This is a genomic window from Jiulongibacter sp. NS-SX5 (assembly GCF_052828545.1).
Window position 1 is genome coordinate 88,656 of record NZ_CM128248.1, and the last position, 21,167, is coordinate 109,822.

The 21,167-nt window shown below is 40.0% G+C and carries 16 protein-coding genes; 10 read left to right on the plus strand and 6 right to left on the minus strand.

Annotated elements, in window-relative coordinates:
• Nucleotides 1–6: 6 nt before the first annotated feature.
• Together ACUXV0_RS00285 and ACUXV0_RS00290 are read left to right on the plus strand one after the other, a co-directional pair.
• Nucleotides 7–3,072: a glycoside hydrolase family 2 TIM barrel-domain containing protein gene (locus ACUXV0_RS00285; protein WP_446191052.1), complete on the plus strand. Its 3,066-nt coding sequence runs from the start codon at nt 7–9 to the stop codon at nt 3,070–3,072.
• 73 nt (nt 3,073–3,145) lie between these two features.
• On the plus strand, nt 3,146–4,789 hold the full coding sequence (locus ACUXV0_RS00290; RefSeq protein ID WP_446191053.1) for a glycerol-3-phosphate dehydrogenase/oxidase: 1,644 nt from the start codon (nt 3,146–3,148) through the stop codon (nt 4,787–4,789).
• A gap of 48 nt (nt 4,790–4,837) precedes the next feature.
• Here the strand turns inward: ACUXV0_RS00290 and ACUXV0_RS00295 are convergent, their stop codons facing one another.
• Entirely contained in the window at nt 4,838–5,701 is an 864-nt protein-coding gene (locus ACUXV0_RS00295; protein ID WP_446191054.1) for a sugar phosphate isomerase/epimerase family protein, read from the minus strand.
• Between the two features lie 125 nt (nt 5,702–5,826).
• The gene (locus tag ACUXV0_RS00300; protein ID WP_446191055.1) at nt 5,827–6,771 is read right to left on the minus strand and encodes a M20/M25/M40 family metallo-hydrolase; all 945 of its coding nucleotides are present in this window, start codon (nt 6,769–6,771) and stop codon (nt 5,827–5,829) included.
• Here ACUXV0_RS00300 and ACUXV0_RS00305 point away from each other — a divergent pair.
• From ACUXV0_RS00305 to feoB, 3 genes are all read left to right on the plus strand, one after another.
• Nucleotides 6,771–6,896 carry a hypothetical protein gene (locus tag ACUXV0_RS00305; RefSeq protein WP_446191056.1) on the plus strand — a complete coding sequence of 42 codons (126 nt, stop codon included), beginning with the start codon at nt 6,771–6,773 and terminating at the stop codon, nt 6,894–6,896. The genes ACUXV0_RS00300 and ACUXV0_RS00305 overlap by 1 nt on opposite strands.
• 88 nt (nt 6,897–6,984) lie before the next feature.
• Nucleotides 6,985–7,224 (plus strand): FeoA family protein, encoded by a 240-nt coding sequence (locus ACUXV0_RS00310; protein ID WP_446191057.1) that lies wholly within the window; start codon nt 6,985–6,987, stop codon nt 7,222–7,224.
• A gap of 37 nt (nt 7,225–7,261) precedes the next feature.
• Complete coding sequence (gene feoB / locus ACUXV0_RS00315; RefSeq protein WP_446191058.1) at nt 7,262–9,358, plus strand: ferrous iron transport protein B; 2,097 nt, start codon at nt 7,262–7,264, stop codon at nt 9,356–9,358.
• A gap of 389 nt (nt 9,359–9,747) precedes the next feature.
• Here the strand turns inward: feoB and ACUXV0_RS00320 are convergent, their stop codons facing one another.
• Entirely contained in the window at nt 9,748–10,698 is a 951-nt protein-coding gene (locus tag ACUXV0_RS00320; protein WP_446191059.1) for an aldo/keto reductase, read from the minus strand.
• A 35-nt stretch (nt 10,699–10,733) separates the two neighbouring features.
• On the minus strand, nt 10,734–11,867 hold the full coding sequence (locus ACUXV0_RS00325) for a MalY/PatB family protein (protein WP_446191060.1): 1,134 nt from the start codon (nt 11,865–11,867) through the stop codon (nt 10,734–10,736).
• Between the two features lie 134 nt (nt 11,868–12,001).
• On the opposite strand from ACUXV0_RS00325, the gene ACUXV0_RS00330 reads away from it, so the two are divergent.
• The 3 genes from ACUXV0_RS00330 to ACUXV0_RS00340 are packed head-to-tail and all read left to right on the plus strand — an operon-like array spanning nt 12,002 to nt 14,086.
• Complete coding sequence (locus ACUXV0_RS00330) at nt 12,002–12,610, plus strand: DUF4254 domain-containing protein (protein WP_446191061.1); 609 nt, start codon at nt 12,002–12,004, stop codon at nt 12,608–12,610.
• A gap of 1 nt (nt 12,611) precedes the next feature.
• A complete protein-coding gene (locus ACUXV0_RS00335) occupies nt 12,612–13,616 on the plus strand; it encodes a glycosyltransferase family 9 protein (RefSeq protein ID WP_446191062.1) in 1,005 nt (334 codons plus the stop codon).
• A gap of 47 nt (nt 13,617–13,663) precedes the next feature.
• The gene (locus ACUXV0_RS00340) at nt 13,664–14,086 is read left to right on the plus strand and encodes a DUF1801 domain-containing protein (protein ID WP_446191063.1); all 423 of its coding nucleotides are present in this window, start codon (nt 13,664–13,666) and stop codon (nt 14,084–14,086) included.
• A gap of 76 nt (nt 14,087–14,162) precedes the next feature.
• On the opposite strand, the gene ACUXV0_RS00345 is transcribed toward ACUXV0_RS00340, so the two are convergent.
• Both ACUXV0_RS00345 and ACUXV0_RS00350 read right to left on the minus strand, forming a co-directional pair.
• Entirely contained in the window at nt 14,163–15,626 is a 1,464-nt protein-coding gene (locus ACUXV0_RS00345; RefSeq protein WP_446192825.1) for a Gfo/Idh/MocA family oxidoreductase, read from the minus strand.
• Between the two features lie 24 nt (nt 15,627–15,650).
• Nucleotides 15,651–18,413, minus strand: a complete 2,763-nt coding sequence (locus ACUXV0_RS00350) for a DUF5689 domain-containing protein (RefSeq protein WP_446191064.1) — start codon at nt 18,411–18,413, stop codon at nt 15,651–15,653.
• Between the two features lie 139 nt (nt 18,414–18,552).
• On the opposite strand from ACUXV0_RS00350, the gene ACUXV0_RS00355 reads away from it, so the two are divergent.
• Nucleotides 18,553–20,514 carry a sensor histidine kinase gene (locus ACUXV0_RS00355; RefSeq protein WP_446191065.1) on the plus strand — a complete coding sequence of 654 codons (1,962 nt, stop codon included), beginning with the start codon at nt 18,553–18,555 and terminating at the stop codon, nt 20,512–20,514.
• Nucleotides 20,507–21,127, plus strand: coding sequence for a response regulator transcription factor (locus ACUXV0_RS00360; RefSeq protein WP_446191066.1), 621 nt, complete (start codon nt 20,507–20,509; stop codon nt 21,125–21,127). The genes ACUXV0_RS00355 and ACUXV0_RS00360 overlap by 8 nt, the downstream gene beginning before the upstream one ends.
• The last annotated feature ends 40 nt before the right edge of the window (nt 21,128–21,167 follow it).

The window sequence follows — 21,167 nt, forward strand, 5'->3', positions numbered from 1 at the left end:
CTACCTATGAAATTAATGAAAAGCAGCATTCTTCTCGGTGCTATGTGCTTGGCTTCTTCAATGGTTCAAGCCCAAAAATTCACTTTCAAAGAGTACGAAAACCCTGAGATTGTCGAGATCAACAAACTGGCTCCTCATGCAGAAATGATGCATAGTCCTTCTGTGAGTACGGCTATTCAAGATGAACCGATAGAAAATATTTGGGTAAAGTCGCTTAACGGAACCTGGAAATTTGAATATGTCAAAACTCCGGAACAGCGATCAGAGTCGTTTATGAAGCCTGGATTCAATACCAAAAGTTGGTCAGACATTCAAGTGCCGTCTAATTGGGAGCTACAAGGCTTTGGGTATCCTATCTATACTAACATCGTTTACCCTTTTCCTAAGAACCCACCTTATATAGACCATTCAGTTAATCCGGTAGGTTCTTATATCAAAACTTTTACCGTTCCGAAAGGCTTTGAGAATAAAGAGGTAATTCTCAGTTTCGGTTCTATCTCCGGTGCAGCTTATATCTGGTTAAATGGTAAAGAGATCGGTTTCAGTAAAGTCTCCAAAACTGCCGCCGAGTTTGATGTAACAGAAGCCATCAACCTTGAAGGTGAAAATACCTTAGCAGTTCAGGTCTTCAGATGGCATGATGGCAGTTATATAGAAGATCAGGATTTTTGGAGGTTATCGGGTATTGAACGAGATGTTCAGATTTATGCTCGTCCAAAGGCCCATGTGAAAGACTTCTTTGCCAAGGCAAAACTTACAAAAAACTTGTCTCAAGGCCAGCTTGATCTTAGTGTTGACTTAACTGGCATTGATGATATTGCCAAAGTAGAGGCTATGGTGCTGGATCATGGAAAAGAGCTGGTGAGAGGGGTAATCACAAAGCCGTTGGCTTCAGATAATAAGTTTAATTTTTCCATTGAAGGTGTTAAGCCTTGGGATACTGAGACACCAATACTTTATGATCTCGTTATCAAACTTTCTGATGATCAGGGATACCAAATTGAGTCTGTGGCTCAAAAAATTGGATTCAGGAATGTAGAAATCACTGATAAAGGATTACTGGTCAATGGACGTAGAATCTTTGTGAAAGGAGTCAACAGACACGAGCATGATCCAGATTTTGGGCATGTTATTTCAAAGGAGAGTATGCTTGAAGATATCAGGCTCATGAAGCTTTTTAATATCAATACCGTAAGAAGCTCTCATTACCCAAATGACCCTTCCTGGCTGAAATTATGTAATCAGTATGGGCTTTTTGTTATTGATGAAGCCAATATAGAAACACATGGTATGGGAGCAGAATTGCAGGCTCCTTTTGATAAAAGTGTACACCCTGCATATTTACCAGAATGGAAAGAGGCTCATTTAGACAGAGCCAGAAGAGTACTCGAAAGAGACAAAAACCAGCCTTCGGTTATCGTATGGTCTATGGGGAATGAGTGTGGCAATGGCGAAAACTTCTATGCCATTTACGATTACATGAAAGGTCGTGATGAAACCAGACCAGTTCAGTCTGAGCAAGCTGGTGAGGAAAAGAATACGGACATTATTGCACCGATGTACCCAACGATTAAAGCCATGCAGGCTTATGCTGATTCTAAAAAGAAACGCCCATTCATCATGTGTGAGTATTCACATGCCATGGGCAATAGCAACGGGAACTTCAAAGAATACTGGGACATCATTTATAATAGCACCAATATGCAGGGTGGCTGTATCTGGGATTGGGTAGACCAAGGTTTGTCTGCCGAAGATCCTTACAACGGAAAGTATTTCGCTTATGGCGGAGATTTGGGAGCAGGACACCTACAGCATGATGAGAATTTCTGTGCCAATGGTCTTGTCTCTTCAGATAGAGTACCTCACCCGGGGCTTTTTGAGGTGAAAAAAGTATATCAAAATGTCCATTTCAAGAATTTTGATTTTAACGAAGGGACTTTTGACATTGAGGAGCAAACCATCTCTACGCTTTACAATTTCACTTATTTGGTATTAGAGAATGGTTACCCGGTAAAAGAGGGGACATTCATGAATGAGAATGGCAAAGGTTCTATTGAGATGCCATTAATGGATGATGATAAGGAGTATGTGGTGCATTTGTATGCAAAGCAATTGTCTGAAGATCAGATGATTCCTGTAGGTCATGAATTGGCTTCCGAGGAGTTTGTTAGAAGTGGAGATGTCTATTTCAAGTATTTGTCTTTTGGTCAAACAAATAAGACAGCCAAAGAAGGGGATCTATTGGTTTACTCGGCTGATGGTGTTGAACTAAAAGTAAATACTACTAACGGCCGTGTTCAAACTTTCACAAAAGATGGCGAATCTTTCTTCCAGTCTATGCCTGAACCGTATTTCTGGCGAGCTCCTATCGATAATGATTTTGGAAACTGGTTTCATGTGACTTCAAATGCCTGGAGAGCTGCTCACAGCAATAAGAAATTTGAGAAGGCTGAAAAAACAACCAATGGTGTTAAAGTGTATTATCGACTTAACGAGGTAGACGCTGATTACCAGTTGGAATATCAAATCCTTAGTGAAGGACGCCTAAAAGTAACCTCTTCTATTCAACTGGGAGATAACTCACCGGAGTTGGCCAGATTTGGAATGAGAATGGTTATGCCTAAGTCCTTTGAAAATCTATCTTATTATGGACGTGGGCCATTTGAAAACTATCAGGATAGAAAAACAGCAGCTTATTTAAATATCTATCAAAACAAGGTTTCAGATGAATTTACTTCTTCCTACATCAGACCACAGGAGAACGGTTATCATACAGGAACAAGGTGGGTAGAGCTGCAAAATGATCAAGGCCAGGCAATCCGTGTCGATGGGCTACAGCCTTTGAGTTTTAGTGCACTTCATTTTATGACAGAGGATTTTGATCCCGGAATGACGAAAAAGCAAATGCATCCAAATGATGTGTCTGAAAGGAATGCCACGGTCTTGCACATTGACCTCAAACAAAGAGGAGTAGGAGGTGACAATAGCTGGGGGCAGAGACCCCATGATCAGTACAGACTGTTGAATAAAAATTATAGTTACAGCTACGTGATTTCGCTTCTCACAAAATAGTGAACCTCATTTTATAGAAATAGGTTTTCTATCCATTGACGCTTAGGTACTTTTGTGCCAGATAAATACACCTATGAATAGACAAACTCATCTCTCAAAACTAAAATCAGAAGAATACGATATCTGCGTAATCGGTGCGGGAGCCAGTGGGGCAGGAGTGGCACTAGATGCGAGTTTGAGAGGTTTTAAAGTGGCCTTGATAGACAGAAGCGATTTCTGTGCAGAAACTTCTTCCAGGTCTACCAAGCTTATTCATGGTGGTGTAAGATATTTGGAGCAGGCCTTTAAAAAGCTTGATTTTGCTCAATTGAAGCAAGTAAAGCATGGTCTTCATGAGCGTAAAACGGTGATAAGTCTGGCACCACATCTGGCGAAACCATTGGCCTTGATAACCCCGGTTTTTAGTTGGGTAGAGGGAATGTATTATTCAATAGGTCTAAAAATCTATGGAATGATAGCTGGAGACGATGGAATGCCTCCGTCCAAATGGCTCAATAAGAAAGAAACTTACGAGCACATTCCTGGCCTCACCAAAAAACTTCATAGCTCTATCATGTATTATGATGGGCAGTTTGATGATGCTCGTTATACCGTAGCTATGGTTCAGTCTGCAGCCAAACTTGGAGCATCTGTGAGCAATTATGTAGAGCTGAAGGATTTTCAAAAAGATGGTTCAGGTAAACTACAATCTGCCAAAGTAAAGGATTTAGTTAGTGGTGAAGAGTTTCAAATAAAAGCCAGGCTGTTTATCAACTGCACGGGACCGTATGCTGATGCAGTCAGGCTTATGGCAGACCCTTCAGAGGAGAAAAGGATGAGACCGGCTAAAGGCGTTCACATTGTTTTTCCTTCTTCTTATTTGCAGAGCAAAGACGCAATGCTTATTCCTGAGACTAAAGATGGGAGAGTGGTTTTTGTAAAGCCGATAGATAATGAGGTAATGGTAGGAACCACAGATACTGCTTATGATAATCTGGATGAGGAACCGGTTTTGGAAGATGAGGAGGTAGATTACCTTTTAGAGACCTTAGAGCCTTTTGTAGACCAGATGCCGAAAAGAGCTGATATCAAAGCTGGGTTTGCCGGAGTAAGACCACTTCTGGCACCTAAAAGCTCAAATAGAAAAGATACCAAAAGTCTTTTGCGTGATCATGAGGTTGAATACGACCAAAGTTCGGGTCTGTTAAGTCTACTTGGAGGAAAGTGGACCACTTACCGCGTCATGGCAAAAGATGCTGTGGATTATGCCTGCGATTTATTGGGCAAAGAAGCAGAGTGTACCTCAGAACAGCATCCTTTAGTAGGGAATCAATCCAATAACTTTTCGAAAGTAAATTTTGAAAAAGAAGCGAATCAACTTGGACTTAGTTCGTCAACAGTGGAGCACATCCTGGAGAAGTATGGCGATCAGGCAGGAGAAGTTCTTTCCATAGCTCAAAATGAACAATTGACAGATTTAATTATAGAGGGTTATCCTTTTATAAAGGCTGAAGTGGTCTATGCATTACGCAATGAAATGGCTACTAAGCTGAGAGACTTTTTATCAAGAAGACTGCGTCTGGAGATTTCAGATTGGAATGCCAGTATAAAGGCTGCCGAAGTCATTACTCCTTATTTCAGACAAGAATTAGGCTGGTCAGAAGAAACTGCTGTGATAGAACTTACAGAATACGTGAAGATGATAGAGGAGTTCAAAAGAAAAGCCAACGTTGGTTAGTAACCCACGCTGGCTTTTCTATGATATTCTGAGTTGGCTTTAGATCAATTACTTAAAGCCAAATTTAATAAGTCCTTTGCGGCTCAGTTCAATGGCTTCCATTGGCGTCATACCATCAAATACTTGATCTTGCTCTACAATATAGTATTTCATGCCGGACAATTTCTTATTCGCTAGTATTCTGCCGAAATCAATGTTCCCTTGACCAACAGGAGCAAAACGTCCTTCATCATCCATGTCTTTAACGTGCCAGATTTTGAATCTGCCCGGATACTTTTCAAAATAGGCCACTGGATCTGCACCCGCCTTAGTTACCCAGTATAAATCCATCTGAAAGTTGACCAGCTTAGGATCCATATTTTCAAGCATGTAATCAATCGGTACGATACCATTCTTATTTTCTACAAACTCGAAATTATGGTTATGGTATAAGAACTTCAGGCCGTGACTGCTTACAGTTTTGGCAATTGTGTTTAACACATCCACCAGATGCTCCACGTCATCTGTCATGGCCAAAGATCTGGTTTCTCTATCGAATGTGAACATTCCCATTGGAGGAACAGGAGCAATAAAATACTTAAAACCTGCTGCTTTAACGTCAGAAGCCAGTTTGTCTGCATTTTCTGTGGTCATTGACCCCATGTGGATACTGATGGGCTTCAAGCCCAGCCTTTTAGTGTAAGATTTAAATTCAGCTGGCGTCATTCCGTAGAATTTGCCATCTTCATAATTTACAGCTTCAATGTACTTGTAACCAAGATCAGCCACCTCTTTTAAGGTTTGCTTAGGGTCTTTACCCATTTCGTTTCTGACCGTGTAAAGAGTCATACCAGCCCATTTTTTCTGGGCGTATGATCCGAGAGTAGAGGCAAGAGTAAGAGCTAAAAGCATCACACCCTTCAAAAATTTCATTTGCATAGTTTACGTAGGTTTAATCGGTTAGTAAAATCGATGCAAATAAAAGACTCTAATGGTAGAGAATTGTACTTTTTCTACAAAAACTTTAATCCATTAGACCTTTTGGCAGAATTGCCTCATTATTCTTCAGGGTCAGTATTTCGGAATTGCATAACCGGAAATTGAAAACTATTCAGAATGACTTCTTTCTCCAGTTCAATAATGCCCTTGAGAGACTCATAATCTACCTTATTGGGGTCATCTGTAGGTTTATGGTAATCCTCATGTCCGCCGGTATGAAAGAATAAGACCGGAATATCTTTGATATAAAATGAGGTCTGATCAGAACCACCTCTACCTTCATATCCTGTGTAAAATTTTACGTGTTGACTTTTGTCTATCTGGTTAAAAATGGGTTCAAATTCAGGTGAGGTTCCATAGCCAATAACAGAGACTCCTCTTTCTTTATTTAGCCTCCCGATCATATCCATATTGAGCATAAAGTGGATATTGGAAAGAGGTATGGTAGGGTTTGCTACAAAATATTTGGAGCCTAGAAGGCCCAATTCCTCTGCTCCAAAGGCTATGAAGAGAAAATTGAAAGGTTCTTCTTCATTATTCTGCGTGAAGTATCGGGCCAATTCAAGCAAACCGGCTACTCCGGAAGCGTTATCATCTGCACCATTATGAATGACACCATAGCTGGTAGAATCTCGTGAGCTACCTTGTTTTCCCTCGCCGATATGATCATAATGAGCACCAATAACGATAGTTCTCTCTGCGTCATTATCCAGAAAGCCGATGATGTTTTTAGCACTTCTAATGCTGTCTTTGACAATTACTTTTCTGACGATAGCCTCAAAATCCTGTTCGTATCCTCTTTCTCCTTTTGGAAGTAAGCCAAACATCTTAAAGTGTTTTTTGATGTATTTCGCGGCTTTTTTGACTTCCTTACTGCCAGTGCCGCGGCCTTTCATGGCATCGTCAGCCAAAAAATAGACATGATCTTTTAGAGTCTCTACCTCTTGAGCCGTGGAGGTGAAACAGTTTATAAGAAGTGAACTAAGTAAAATGAGCTTTTTCAATGAAATGTAATTTTGCCTCAAAAGTGTTGATTTTGATTGAAATTGACACAGAATTCAAGGTTTATCATGTTCGTTTTATCGATAAGAATGGTGGTTTTGAAGACCTGTGCAGGGTAGGAGTATAGACTTCAAAAGAACTGACAAAAATCATTTCGCCTCAGAACCAAATAAATTACCTTTGTGTATTATTTATACTAATTCTAAATTGACTTCATGTCAGAATCAAGTTTAACCTTGGCAGATATCCCGAAAGGGGGGAAAGTGGAAGTAGTTGGTTTTAATGACATACCTCTATCATTGCGTTTGATGGAGTTTGGATGTATACCGGGAGTAGAGTTAAAGGTAGATTTACATGCTCCACTGGGTTGCCCTGTTTGTGTTAGCCTTGATGGCGATTACCACATCTCCCTCCGCCGTTCAGAAGCGGAAACCATCGAAGTTAAATTAGTATAAACTCTAACCTCTAAATCCCTGAAGGGTATCTTGGTACATGAAAGTAGCTTTGTTAGGAAATCCCAATTCAGGAAAATCCTCTCTTTTTAATCAACTCACCGGCTTAAGACAAAAGGTAGGTAATTTCCCTGGAGTAACGGTTGATAAAAAAATCGGTTTCTGTAAGCTCAAAGATGGTTCAGAGATTCAGGTGGTTGACTTTCCGGGTACTTACAGTATTTATCCGGGTTCGCTAGATGAGCAGGTGGTTTTAGAAGTGCTGGCGAATCCAGAAAGTTTAGATTACCCTGATCTGGCAGTGGTGGTTGTAGATTCCACTAATTTGAAGAGAAATATGTTGCTTTTTGAGCAAGTCAGTGATCTTCAAATCCCTTGTATACTTGCTCTTAATATGCTGGATTCCGCATTGGAACAAGGAATAGAAGTAGATTCCTTAAAAATGTCGGGTATACTCGGAGTACCTGTGGTAGAGATAAATGCCAGAGAAGGTATAGGCGTTGAGGGGCTAAAGCTTGAAATATTTAAGCAAAGTCAAAATCCATCGATTCACGAAAACGTCAGTGTATTAAGTGAAGACTATCAAAGTCTGGCTAAAGAAGTTCAGGATGATTTTAAGATAGATAACTCATATCTGGCTCTTCAATATTTAACACAATCTCAAAAACTCACTTTTCTAGGTTTTGAGAATCAAAAGAAACTGCAAAGCATTGCAAAAAGTAGGTCTTTTGACCCTGATCGCTTTCAATCAAACGATACCATAAAGAGGTATGCAGATATAGGTGAAACGCTAGCTCAAAGTGTTCAGCAAGTAGGAATAAGAAAAGAGTCGATTACCGAAAAGATGGATAAAGTTTTACTCCATAAAGTTTGGGGCTATGTCATTTTTCTTGCCGTACTTTTTGTGCTTTTTCAGGCTGTTTTTGCCTTTGCAGCGTATCCGCAAGATTGGATAGACGCAGGTATTGCAGGTTTAACAGATTGGCTTTCTGATGTCTTACCAGCCTCTAAACTCACAGATTTGCTTCTTGACGGAATAATTGCCGGGATAGGTGGTGTGGTAATTTTTGTACCACAAATTGCCTTTCTGTTTATCCTGATAAGCCTTTTAGAAGAGTCGGGCTATATGTCCAGAGTGGTGGTATTGATGGATAAGCTCATCAGAAAGTTTGGACTTAGCGGTAGGTCTGTAGTTCCTCTGATCAGTGGAATGGCCTGTGCCGTGCCGGCTATTATGTCTGCCAGAACAATGGGGAATTGGAAAGATCGACTAATCACTATCATGGTTACACCATTGATGAGTTGTTCTGCCAGGCTTCCTATTTATACCATCATCATTGCACTGGTGGTTCCAGAGCAAAGAGTACTTGGTATTTTCGGTGTACAAGGTCTGATTTTGATGGGGCTTTATCTTTTGGGCTTTGTCTCGGCACTCGTAGTTGGATGGGTGATGAAATACATCTTCAAGTCAAAAGGCAGAAGTTATTTTGTGATGGAGCTTCCGACTTACAAAAAACCACGTTGGTCTCAAGTATTTTTCACGGTATACGAGAAGGTCAAAACCTTTGTGTTTGAAGCCGGGAAAGTTATTTTGGCTATCTCCATCGTGCTTTGGGTCCTTTCATCGTATGGTCCGGGTGAGCAGTTCTCAAATGCAGAAGATATAGTTTCATCTCAATATCAGAGTTTAAACGAAGAAGAGTTTGAAAACAAACTAGCCTCATATAAACTTGAAAACTCTTATGCCGGCCACTTTGGGAAATTTATCGAGCCTGCCATCAAGCCTTTAGGCTATGACTGGAAAATAGGAATTGCCCTCATTACTTCATTTGCCGCCCGAGAGGTTTTTGTGGGTACCATCAGCACCATTTACAGTATTGGCTCTTCTGCTGAAGATGATAATACGATAAAGGCTAGATTAAAAAGAGAAATAAACCCTGAAACTGGGAAGCCAAGGTTTGATATCGCCACATCGGCTTCTTTACTGATGTTCTACGTTTTTGCTATGATGTGTATGAGCACCTTAGCAATCGTATACAGAGAAACCAAAGGCTGGAAATGGCCTATGATTCAGCTGGGTTATATGACAGCTTTGGCCTACATCTCCGCTTTGATAGTCTACCAATTGCTGAAGTGATCAATTGATTTTTGCACCCTTTGATCTATGATGAGAGAGGAAAAGTGAAAACGAGACAATAGTTGTTCAGCCGGATGTTTGTACTGTCTATGATCCTGAGAAATTAAAAGAATGAGGTTGTCATGTGCTCTTGATATAATTGTAGAGGGCTTATCTTAAGACATTTGCAAAAAAAGATATGGATTACAAATTCTGATTAGACCAATTGTTTGGCGTCGGGGAGAATTGGGTAAAAGAATCTGAAGGCGAGAGTGTGTTTATTTTTACCTTAGAAAAAGGAAAATATTTTGGTCGACCTCCTGCCGTTAATACTGCTGAGTCTGTAGTTTTCCCTGAATTGAAGGTTGATTTAAAAACTATAGTTTAAATCAACCTCCAATATTCAAGACTTAGCCCCAAAGACTTTCTAAGGTATAATCTGATCCTTCAGGACACCAGAAATCCCCTTGAATGTATCTATAATCAAGGTTGAGGTTTGTCAACCTTTTCATTTGATCGTCATTTAGATCAATATCAGCCGCTTCTAAATTTTGCTTTAATCTGCCTGGATTTACCGATTTTGGGATAACTACAGATTTTCTATTGACTGCCCATGCCAGCATGATTTGAGCTGGCGATACTCCTTTTTCTTCAGCAATGCTTTTGATTGTCTCATTCTCAAAGAGTTTGGGCTCATTGTCTGAGATCCTATTGGCAGGTCTATCGCTAGAACCCAGGGGAGAATAAGCTGTAAAGAGAATCTGATGCTCGTCGCAATATGACTTAAGCTTTGGTTGCTGTAAAAACAGGTGGCTTTCTACTTGATTCATTTCTGGCATTACTCCTGAATCCTTGTAAACCAAATCAATTTTGGAAGGAGAGAAGTTGCTGACGCCGATATGTTTTGCCAAACCTGCCTTTTGAAGTTCTACCATACCTCTCCAGGTTTCTTCTAAAGGAACTTCTTTTAAACTCACCATTTCATTGGCATTTGAAGGGTAATTTACTTCATCAGCAATAACCACAGGCCAGTGAATTAAATAAAGGTCTAAGTATTCCAGCTGAAGGTTTTTCAATGTCAACTCTATAGCTGGTTTGATTTGGTCAGTTTTATGTCTGTTGTTCCAAAGTTTGGAGGTCACAAACATCTCTTCACGTTTAATTTCACCAGCTTGAATTGCATCCGTGAAGGCCTGACCTATTTCGGTCTCATTGCCATATACATGTGCACAGTCAAAATGAGTGTAGCCAATTTTGATGGCTTCTCTCACAGCATCATATACTTCGCCAGGTTTTGATTTCCATGTGCCCAGTCCTAATGAAGGAATTTGATCACCGTTTTTAAATTTTAGGTATTTCATATCTATTATTCGGCTGTTAAAGCCCGGATTGTCATTTAAGAATTTGAGCCAAAGGCTTCTTTAAGAATAGCTACTGCCTTTTCTAAGTTCGCTCTTTGCGTACCGAAATTCAATCTAAAGTAGCCTTTTCCATTGAATTGATGAGCCCCGGATACTCCAAGTCCATGTTTTCGTAGATATTCCTCAGGGTTTTCTTTATCACAGGCAATCCATGCCAGGTAAGTAGCCTCGCAAGGCTCCATACTCAGTCCGGGAATGCCATTGATTTCTTTGAGCAGATACTCCTGATTGGCTTGAAGATAAGAGATAAGCTCTTTTCTCCATGGCTCCCCGTGGGTATAGGCTGCCAGCATACTTGCCATTTGCCAGTTATTCATGTGAGGCATGATACCATAAGCGGCATCCTGAAATTTCTTCCTGATATCAGAGTTTGGAATAATGGCCATAGAGCCTCCCAAACCAGCGATATTCCAGGTTTTACTCGGTGCTAGTAAGGTGATTGACTGATTTTCAATCTCCTTATTTAAAGAAGCTACTGAAATATGTTTTTTAGAATTATCAAGAATAAGGTCACAGTGTATTTCATCTGAAACCAAAACCAGATCATTGTTGAGGCAAAAGTCAGAAACTTGCTCTAATTCGTCTTTACTAAATACTCTACCGTTAGGGTTATGGGGATTGCACAGCATATACATACCCGTGCTGCTAGTCAGAGCATTTTGCATAGAAGCAAAGTCCATCACCCACTTCTTATCTTTCTGAGCAAAAGGCACTTCAATGGTTTGATTGCCTGCCGATCCAGCAGCTTTAAAAAGATGAAAATAGACGGGAGTTGAAGTCATTACAGAACTTCTCTCTTTAGGTAAAGTCCTGGCTGCAGCATGTAAACCAGGAACCAATCCTGGTAATAGAACGATCCACTCCTTTTTAATTTCCCATCCGTGACGGTCTTTAAGGCGATTGATGATAACAGTAAAAAGTTCTTCTTTAGGCCAGGCGTAACCGTAAATTTGATGATCAACGAGGCCTCTTAGAGCCTCTTTGATTTCTTCAGGGCTTTCGAAGTCCATATCCGCCACCCAAACTGGCAAAACATCTTCCGGTAGCATATCCCATTTTACGCTTCCTGTTCCTCTTCTTTGGGTGGGTTTATCAAAATTAAATGGCATATATGGTTTTGAGTCTTAAGGCTAAAATAACAGTACTCTTACGAAAACAATTCTGATCATTGGGCTAATTCTAAAAATAGATAAACTTAGTCATCCATTATGGGCTCTTGACCCAATTGAGGTACATTTGCACTATGAATTTACTCTCAGCCAAAGAGGTCATCTCCATCTTCAGAAAGTCCATTGACGACTACCATTTACAAGATCATGTCAATGCGGCCTTCGCAAATCCTTTTGATCAAAACTCTTTTGAAGGTTTACTGTATATCAAAAACTGGATTGATACGGTGCAATGGCACCTGGAAGATATTATCAGGAGAGATGATATCAGCAGTGAGGAATTTGTGCTGACCAAGCGAAAAATTGATGCCTCCAATCAGAATCGTACGGATAAGGTAGAAGAAATAGATGAGCTTCTATATAATGAGTTTTTGGGAGTGGAGGTCAAAAAAGGGGCGAAGCTAAACTCTGAAACGCCCGGTTGGCTATTGGATAGAATTTCTATACTTCAATTGAAGATCTATCACTTTATGGAGCAAGCTGAAAGAGAAGATGCAGACGTGGAACATAGACAAAAAGCAGCAGGAAAGCTAAAGGTTTTGCTGGAGCAAGAGAAGGACCTTTCAATAGCGTTTAATGAACTCATGTTAGATCTGAGTAGAGGAGACAAATACATGAAAATGTATAAGCAAATGAAAATGTATAATGACCCTTCTTTAAATCCAGAACTTTACAAGAACTAAGGTGAAAACGTATCTGATCATACGGTTTTCTGCCATGGGCGATATAATTCTTACACTACCTGTTTTGGTAGAAGCTTTGCTTCAAAATCCAGGGGTGCAGTTTAAAGTACTTACTCGTCCTAAGTTTACAGTATTTTTTGAGGGTTACGATAGAATCGAAGTCTTGCCTTTTGACATAGATTCTGAATTCAAAGGGCTTTTCGGCATATGGAGATTGACAAGAAGGCTAAAAAAGAAATATGCTTTTGATGCCATTTTTGATCTGCATCAAAATCTCAGATCTGGTCTGATCAAATTGTTTTTGCCATTGATTCCTTCTTTTACGCTTAATAAAGGTAGATCAGAAAAAAGGGCTTTGACCAGAAAGAAAAATAAGATTAGAAAAGAATTAAAGTCCTCTACAGAACGCTATGCTGATGTTTTAAGAAAGGCGGGCTTAATAGTGAACCTTAGCACAACTGTACCTTTCAATTATTTCAAAAACCTGCCATCACCGGAGTTAGAGAAAAATAGAACCTGGATAGGAATCGCCCCTTTTGCTCAGCATGCGGGTAAAATATGGCCTATTCATAAAATTGAAGAGGTGATTTCTAAAAGCTCTTCAGATATATTATTCCTGCTTTTTGGAGGTGGTGAAAAGGAAGTTGAAGTCCTTTCGGCTTTAAGTCAAAAATACTCGAATACGCATTTAGCTGCCGGTCAATACAGCTTAAAAGAAGAGTTAGGGTATATCGCCCAGCTAGATCAAATGCTTTGTATGGATAGTAGCAATATGCATTTGGCTGCTATCTCGGGAGTTCCTACTATCTCCGTTTGGGGAGCTACACATTCAGATGCCGGTTTTGGTCCTTATGGAGCACAAGATCATAAAAAAGCCGAGATAGAGCCACATCTCTTGCCCTGTAGGCCATGCTCGGTTTACGGTAAGGAGCCATGTCATAGAGGTGATTATGCTTGTTTAAATCAACTTGATGCTGAGTTGGTTGTTAAGCAATTCGTTCAATAATTGCTTGAATTTCTTCTTATCTTCATTCTTTCAAAACAGATAAGCCAATGGCAAAAGCAGACTTAAAAACCAAAGAGAATGATGCCTCTGTTGATGAATTCCTGAATGCGGTGGATCATGAAGTCAAGCGAAAAGATGCTTTTCATGTTAAGGAGATGATGGAAAGTATAACCGGACTACCACCCAAGATGTGGGGACCAAGTATCATTGGTTTTGGTAGCTATCATTATAAATATGACAGTGGTAGGGAAGGAGATATGCTCAAGGTTGGTTTTTCTCCAAGAAAGACGGCTTTAACATTGTATATAATGCCGGGTTTTGATCGGTATGAAGAGTTAATGGCGAAACTTGGAAAATATAAAACCGGCAAATCTTGTCTGTACATCAAGAGGTTGGCAGACGTGGATGAAGAAATTTTGAAAGAGCTTATCAAAGGAAGCTGGGATTATATGACCAACAAATATGGATAAGCACAGTAATGGTTTCATAAAAAAGACAAAAGCCTGAGCATAAAACTCAGGCTTTTGAATTCCGAAGAAATATTTCTTAAATCAATTTCCAGCCGTCTCTGTAGGTTCTACCTACAAATTTGTTGGCTTCTTTATAATTGGTGATCTCCATTTTATTACCATCCCAAATAAGCTTCTTACGACCAGCATAAGTACGATTGCGACCTTTTCCGCCAGTGCTTTCCTGATAACTTCTGATGGCCAGGTTCCCCATAATCACCGTCTCTGTTAGCGGACCGGAATAGTCAAATGAAGAGGTCAGGTCTTTATGCTCCTTGCTGTTAAAACCAGCCTTAACGGCTTCTACCCAGCTGGTTTGATGCCCGTACTCTGGAAGAGCCGCATTTTTTATGCCTCCTGTGTAGCCTTTTGGCATTTCCAGAAGTTCTCCACTATTGGTGTAAAGTTTTGGTGTAAGGCCGTAAGTCCCACAGGTCATCACACCTTTCTCTCCCATCATAATTACGCCATTGGCAGAATCGTCAGAACCTATCGGGTGATCTGCAGGTATCACATCCGGGTGGAAAGGTCTGATGCCACCATCATACCAGTTCATTTTCAGTTCACTATTATTTCTCTTGGTCTTCGGGAATTTCACCTGAACATGCGAAGATGGAGGGCATCCCTCAGGAATATATTCGGCTTCCCAGTCTTTCAGGAAAATAGAACCCACACTACATTCTACCTCGGTCGGATAGCCCAGTTCCAATACTCTAAAAGGAGGATCTATTAGGTGGCAACCCATATCACCAAGTGCACCGGTTCCAAAGTTCCACCAGCCTCTCCATTTAAATGGATGGTATAGTGGGTGGTATTCTACTTCTTCTGCCGGTCCTATCCAGGTATCCCAGTTTTTGGCATCCATGGTTTCAGGTAGGGGTTGTCCTTCGGTAGGTACAGGTATACCCTGAGGCCAAACGGGTCTGTTGGTCCAGATATGAACCTCATTTACATCTCCGATTAGTCCTTTATTGAACCATTCGATCATCTGCTGCTGGCCTGGGTTAGAGGCACCCTGGTTCCCCATTTGAGAAACGATCTTATACTTACGGGCCCCTTCAGTTAGCATTCTGGCTTCGTAAATATTATGAGTCAAAGGCTTTTGAACATAAACATGAACACCATTTTGCATGGCTACCATCGCAGCTACACCATGATTATGGTCTGGTGTGGAGATGGTTACAGCATCAATGTCTTTTTGCTGTTCAAACATCTCTCTGAAGTCACGATAGATTTTAGCCTTAGGGAATTTTTTGATGGCACGGCCCGCCTGATTCAGATCCACATCACAAAGAGCTACCACATTTTCTGAACCATTATTATAGGCATTCACAATATCGCTATGGCCTTTTCCTCCAGCCCCGATGGCAGCCAGATTAAGCTTGTCACTTGGAGCTTTATAGCCTTTGCCCAAAACATGTCTCGGGACAATCATAAAAGAACCGGCAGCCAAGGCTCCGGTCTTGATAAAATCTCGGCGGGTTGAGTTTTTCTTTTGCATTAACTTTTTCAATATAGGTTGGTTTTATTGCCTTACAAGTTTGTAGGTTTTGACCGTATTTCCAATGAAAAGCTTCAAAAGGTATTGACCCACCGGCTGTCTTTCCAGCTTTTTACTCAATTTTCTTTCAATATCATTTTTGGTGCCTGAGGTACTCAAAAGTGTTTTGCCAAGAGCGTTTAGTAATTCAACTTCTACCTTCTCATTTTCAGGCATTAAAATGCTTAACTGTCCTGTGGTAGGGTTCGGAAAAACGACAAGAGAATCAGTTTCTTCTGAAGCAGTTAAAACATCGTTCAGCATGAATCTACTCAAAACAGGCAGGTGGTCTGATGTAGTAGATGGGTAATTATCAATAGTTACAAATGGCAGCTGGATTTGCGTTCCGTCTTCAATGACATCGGCAAAGAGTTCATTGGAGATGGTAATATGGTCAATTACGTTATCATAACCAATGTACGTTTTATGGCCTTTCTCACTTAAGTCTTTGGTGAGTACTTTCCAGTTTTGGCTGTCAGAAGTAAACGGGGCATATGTAGAAAGGCTTAGACCTGAGACTACAGTTTCATCCACGTCATCATTATAGTCTCCTGCCATTATGATGGCGTTATTGGGGTAATATTGATCTAAGGAGTCTTTGAGTACTTCAATATCCTTTTTACGCATTTCATAGACAAGGTCTTTCTCATCTCCGCTTCTGTTGGCTCTGGCATGAATCCCTAAAATATGAAGTCGACGTTTTACATTATCAATATTTACGTCAACTGTAAATAGGGCAGGGTAGCGGCCGCTGGCCCAGAAGCGTTCAAAAGTATCAGGATAATCTGCGATGACAGGAGTTCTGCTTAGTAATGTTTTGACCTCGCTAAGGTTCACCGTTTCATTTTTATAAACAATACACACGCGTTGTGCTAATGCAGGATCTCCACCACCCGAAACGGCATTGGAACAGGTGCCCGAGTAATCGCCTAATTGAGATACCAAAGAAGAGAATTGAGTGAGGTCGGTAATTTCTTCCAAGATATACACGTCAGCATCAATACGCTGCATTGTTTTTAGAGCATTTTGTAATTGCAAATCGTCATCTTCCGGACCATTACCAGGGCTTCCAAACCATTCAAGATTCCAGGTGGCCAGGTCAAAAGTGTATTCTTTTGAAATATTTAATTGGTCAGTAGGAATGGTACCAATTTCGGAGATATCTGAGCTACGTCTTGGATAAATCTGAAGCTGATCTCTGAACTGTCCTACCACACCGGTCAATGCAAAGTCGTCTTCAGGTTTTTGGTGACCATCAATACTGGTTGAGGACCAAATTCTCATGGTTCCAGATCTACCATTTTGTCGGAAAGTTTCATTTGTATTTGGCAGGTAAACGAAGTCGTCATCATTCATATCTGCTTCTTCCAATTTTACAAGCTCACCCTTATAATTTTCAAGGTCAGTTAAATCAATTGACTTAGGCTCTATACTTGTCTGACCGAATAAAAGATTAGTATGGAGACTGTCCCAATGGAGCATGGGTTCGTCATAAACCTGAGTGAGGATTCCATAAAAGCTTACAGAGTCGCCTACTTGAAAGCCATAATCACCTTGAAATCTAATTCCTGAAGTCTGGTCTTGTAGGTAATTGAAATCTCCAAACTCTCTGGCAGAAGCTGAGATGACACCAGCAACTTTTACAGAGTCGCCCATGAATAATTCTTTAGTATAGGCAATGGGCAGGCTACAATCATTCCTCAATGAAAAATACTTGATATAAACAGGCAACCTGTACAGTTCATTTGCCTCAGCATCATCAATGACAATCTCAATTGTTTCGTTTTCAGATGAAATATCAGCACCATCGATTTGAACATAAAAATTTGAAAAATACTGATTGTTATTGCCGGTAAAACTGATCTGATTGCTCCAGTTTATTTTATCTTTTGAAAAGCGAATATGATCACCATCTAATGTCCACAGGTTGATCTCTTTTTGTTTTGAATAACCAGTGATAAGGCCTTCAAAAACACTAGTTTTCTCACAAGAACCTTTGAATCCATAGAGAGAGTTGGCAAGTTGAATTTCAACAGACTCCTTTTTTTCAAGAGAACTGGCATCTTCCCAATTGGTAGCTACTTTAATTTCGTCAATGGTCACGGAAGCAGCTTTGGAGGATGAACCTTGCCTCAATGCTACAGAGCCTATATTTGGAGCATCATTTTCATCTGAGTTTGCTCTTGTGTAACTGGCTGGTTCGGTTTCTGTTGCTTGCACAAGAATAAATAGGTCTACCAGATCATCTTTACCTGAAGTAGATAAAAAGGTATACTTTAGGATGAGTTGGTAAGTTTTATTTACCTCAAATTTCTGGTCTGCATAAACAGGGTTATTTGAGGACTTGCTGATCCCAAATTGAATATGATCACCATTGTTTTTTACAAAAACACGCCCTCTGAAATTAGTGCCTAGTTCTTCGGGACCCAGATGTAGGAAATATTCGCCTTCAGAACTGGCTTCTGAAACATTCACGAGGAAGGACACATAAACAGATCCACGGTCTATGGGTGAGAAACTCTGATGAACATCCTGACCACTGCCACTTAAAGAAGCAACATTACCGAAAGAAACAGCATTAAAACTGGTGCCTTTTGCAATCTGAATTGGGTTAAAGCCTCCGCCACTATGCTCTTTCCAGCCGAAAGCATCTAAATGCGAGTTTTCGGGATAAGAAAATGATTCTGTGAAGATTTGGCTGAATGCCGTATGCGAGAAAATGATCAGAAGAAGAATGAGAACTCTCAATAGCTTTTTGAATTTGACTTGATAAGAATGGACGAGCTTGGACTCATCAGTTTTTGCAAAAATAAACGATGTGATTTTGTTTTCTTGTTAATAACCCTCATTCTTAACACTCAATTCTAAGCTCACTGATATTTCTTCAATGAAGGCGGTTTTTGTATTTCTTTGTTTTCAGTTTTGGTTCTATTGCTCGGCTATTGCCCAAAATGAATATTCAGATATCGAGTATATCCTGGCCGTACCCGAAACAGAAGATGCGGTTTATGAAGAGAATCTGAAGCTTTTACTGAAGGATAAATCTATAAATGAAGAGAAATATTTAATTGGAGCTACTTCTCTTATCATCTACTCAGACGTTGCTGAAATAAATCCTGAGTATCTAAAAGAGATTCTACTTGAGGCGGATCAAAAAGTCCTCAAAGTGACAGATCTTGAGGTGAAAGCCAGATACCTTTTAAAAAAAGGACGACTCTCTTATTTGTCATCGAAATTTGAAGTAGCAAGAATCGCTTTGCAAAAATCTATTGAGTTTTATGAAGAATTAGGGGACTCTAGCATAAACGATTTTGGTCAGGCCTATTATGAATTATCTACACTGAATAACTCCACCGGAGATTTATTGGGCTCGCTAGAGAACAGTAAAAAAGCCATAAGTGTCTTTAAAAATCAGAATGACACTTTGAGCTGGTTATGGGCCAGTATGATTCAGGAAATTATGTTTTCCTCAAACCAAATTGAGGCAGAAGCCAGACGTGTTAGACAAGAGAATAGGGAGCTGGCAGAATTAATAAACGCTAACGGAATTTTAGCGAACTCTTACACTACTGAGTATATCAGTTTAAGCAAAAATGGTGAATATAAAGAGGGGATTGAAAAACTGAAAAATGCATTGGAGAACGCCTCAAAAATTTCAGGTTACCAGGGGGAGATTATGTCCTTTATGTTGAACTCTCTGTTGGTTATTAACTACGCCAAAATCGGAGATAGGTTGACATCTACATCTTACCTAAGGTCTGCCGAAAAGCAGTACCCTAAATTCAAGCATCTAAAACGAATGGAAAATTACCTGACTGTAGCCAGGGCGTATCATGCGTATGTTTCAAAAAATTACACCAAAGCGGAGCAGTTAATTCTTAGAATTTTAAAGTCTTTTGAGGATAACCCTGAGCAAGAAGGTAAACTTTTGGGTTTAGAATTGATGGTAGACATCAAAGAAAAAGTTGGTGATCTTAAGGGTGGTTTTGAGTATTACAAAAAACTAACAGATCATAAAGAGGCTGTTTTTAATCGTGTGAGTTCAAATCAACTTCTGTACTATAACGAGGCTTTCAAAACTCTTGAAAGAGAAAGAGAAATAGCGGAGCAAAAATCACTTTTACAGTCATTGGTTATTGATCATAAAAACAGAATTCAGTCTATCGTAATTGCTAGTTTTATTGCCATTTTATTAATCACACTACTCTATTTACTACATACCAGTAGACTATACCGTCAAAGGAGAATTCAGCAGGAAGAGTTTTCTCAAGACCTTTTAGGTACTCAGGAACAAGAAAGGAAAAGAATTGCCAAAGAGCTGCACGACGGCCTAGGTCAAAACCTGATCTTGATGCAAGGCCAGCAAGAGCTTAAAGAGGTCAAATTAATAGCCAAAGAATCATTAGAATCCATAAGAACGATCACTCAAAATTTGCATCCGTTTATACTTGAGCGTTTTGGACTCGTGGAGGCATTAAGGCAATTAATTAAAAGAGTGGACGAGAGTTCGGATGTTTTTGTGGTGGAAGAGATAGACCTTGAATATGTAGAACTTCCTGAAGATGTGGCCTTAAATATTTATAGAATGGTGCAGGAGTCTATATCGAATAGTTTAAAATATAGCCAAACAAAAACCTTAAAGGTTGGTATCTCAAAAGACGCCAAGGCTCTTAAAGTGGAGATAGAGGACTTTGGGAAGGGCTTTAAACTAGAAGAAGCCAGACTTAAGAAGAATAGTCTGGGTATAAAAACCATTGAAGAAAGAGGAAAAGCAATAGGGGCAGAGGTAGACATACAAACAAAACCTGGAGCCGGAACTAAGGTTATAATAAGCTTGCCAAATGATTAAGATAATACTTGCCGATGATCATCCTTTACTTTTGAAAGGCTTGGCATATTCTGTAGATGGTCAAAAATTTGAGATCGTAGGTACTGCTTCTAACGGGGAAGAAGTACTAAAGATTCTTGAAAACCAACATGCAGACATATTGGTTTTGGACATAGAAATGCCGCTGATGGATGGTATATCTACGGTCAAAAAGATTGAGGAGCTCAAACTACAAGTCAAGTGCGTTCTTTTGACCTATCATAAGGAGCCGGGACTTTTGGCTTTTGCCAATGCCCATGAATTGGTTTACGGCTATATTTTGAAGGAGGACACTCAGTTAGATATCAATGATTGTCTGGATAAGGTAAGCAAGGGAGAGTATTTTGTGAGTAGCGGAATAGGTACGAGTGAACAGGCCGATGAACCGATAAATCTCACACCTTCTGAAAAGAAGATTATCAAATTGATCGCTGAGGAATTATCCACTCAGGAAATTGCAGAAACGCTATATATTTCCCCTAGAACCGTAGATAAGCACCGAACTAATATTCAATTGAAAATTAGTGAAATCAATCCCGATCTTAATTTAAAGTCTTGGATATCAGCGAATAAGGTATTCCTGGGTTCGCTTTGATGAGGCTAGAATACGTAGTGATACGTATTTTATGAGCATC

What these genes read in the sequence shown, in the direction of transcription:
- ACUXV0_RS00285 (WP_446191052.1), top strand. Translation starts at nt 7, where the DNA reads ATGAAATTAATGAAAAGCAGCATTCTTCTCGGTGCTATGTGCTTGGCT.
- ACUXV0_RS00290 (WP_446191053.1), top strand. Translation starts at nt 3,146, where the DNA reads ATGAATAGACAAACTCATCTCTCAAAACTAAAATCAGAAGAATACGAT.
- ACUXV0_RS00295 (WP_446191054.1), bottom strand. Translation starts at nt 5,701, where the DNA reads ATGAAATTTTTGAAGGGTGTGATGCTTTTAGCTCTTACTCTTGCCTCT.
- ACUXV0_RS00305 (WP_446191056.1), top strand. Translation starts at nt 6,771, where the DNA reads ATGAAATGTAATTTTGCCTCAAAAGTGTTGATTTTGATTGAAATTGAC.
- ACUXV0_RS00310 (WP_446191057.1), top strand. Translation starts at nt 6,985, where the DNA reads ATGTCAGAATCAAGTTTAACCTTGGCAGATATCCCGAAAGGGGGGAAA.
- feoB (WP_446191058.1), top strand. Translation starts at nt 7,262, where the DNA reads ATGAAAGTAGCTTTGTTAGGAAATCCCAATTCAGGAAAATCCTCTCTT.
- ACUXV0_RS00320 (WP_446191059.1), bottom strand. Translation starts at nt 10,698, where the DNA reads ATGAAATACCTAAAATTTAAAAACGGTGATCAAATTCCTTCATTAGGA.
- ACUXV0_RS00325 (WP_446191060.1), bottom strand. Translation starts at nt 11,867, where the DNA reads ATGCCATTTAATTTTGATAAACCCACCCAAAGAAGAGGAACAGGAAGC.
- ACUXV0_RS00330 (WP_446191061.1), top strand. Translation starts at nt 12,002, where the DNA reads ATGAATTTACTCTCAGCCAAAGAGGTCATCTCCATCTTCAGAAAGTCC.
- ACUXV0_RS00340 (WP_446191063.1), top strand. Translation starts at nt 13,664, where the DNA reads ATGGCAAAAGCAGACTTAAAAACCAAAGAGAATGATGCCTCTGTTGAT.
- ACUXV0_RS00345 (WP_446192825.1), bottom strand. Translation starts at nt 15,626, where the DNA reads ATGCAAAAGAAAAACTCAACCCGCCGAGATTTTATCAAGACCGGAGCC.
- ACUXV0_RS00355 (WP_446191065.1), top strand. Translation starts at nt 18,553, where the DNA reads ATGAAGGCGGTTTTTGTATTTCTTTGTTTTCAGTTTTGGTTCTATTGC.
- ACUXV0_RS00360 (WP_446191066.1), top strand. Translation starts at nt 20,507, where the DNA reads ATGATTAAGATAATACTTGCCGATGATCATCCTTTACTTTTGAAAGGC.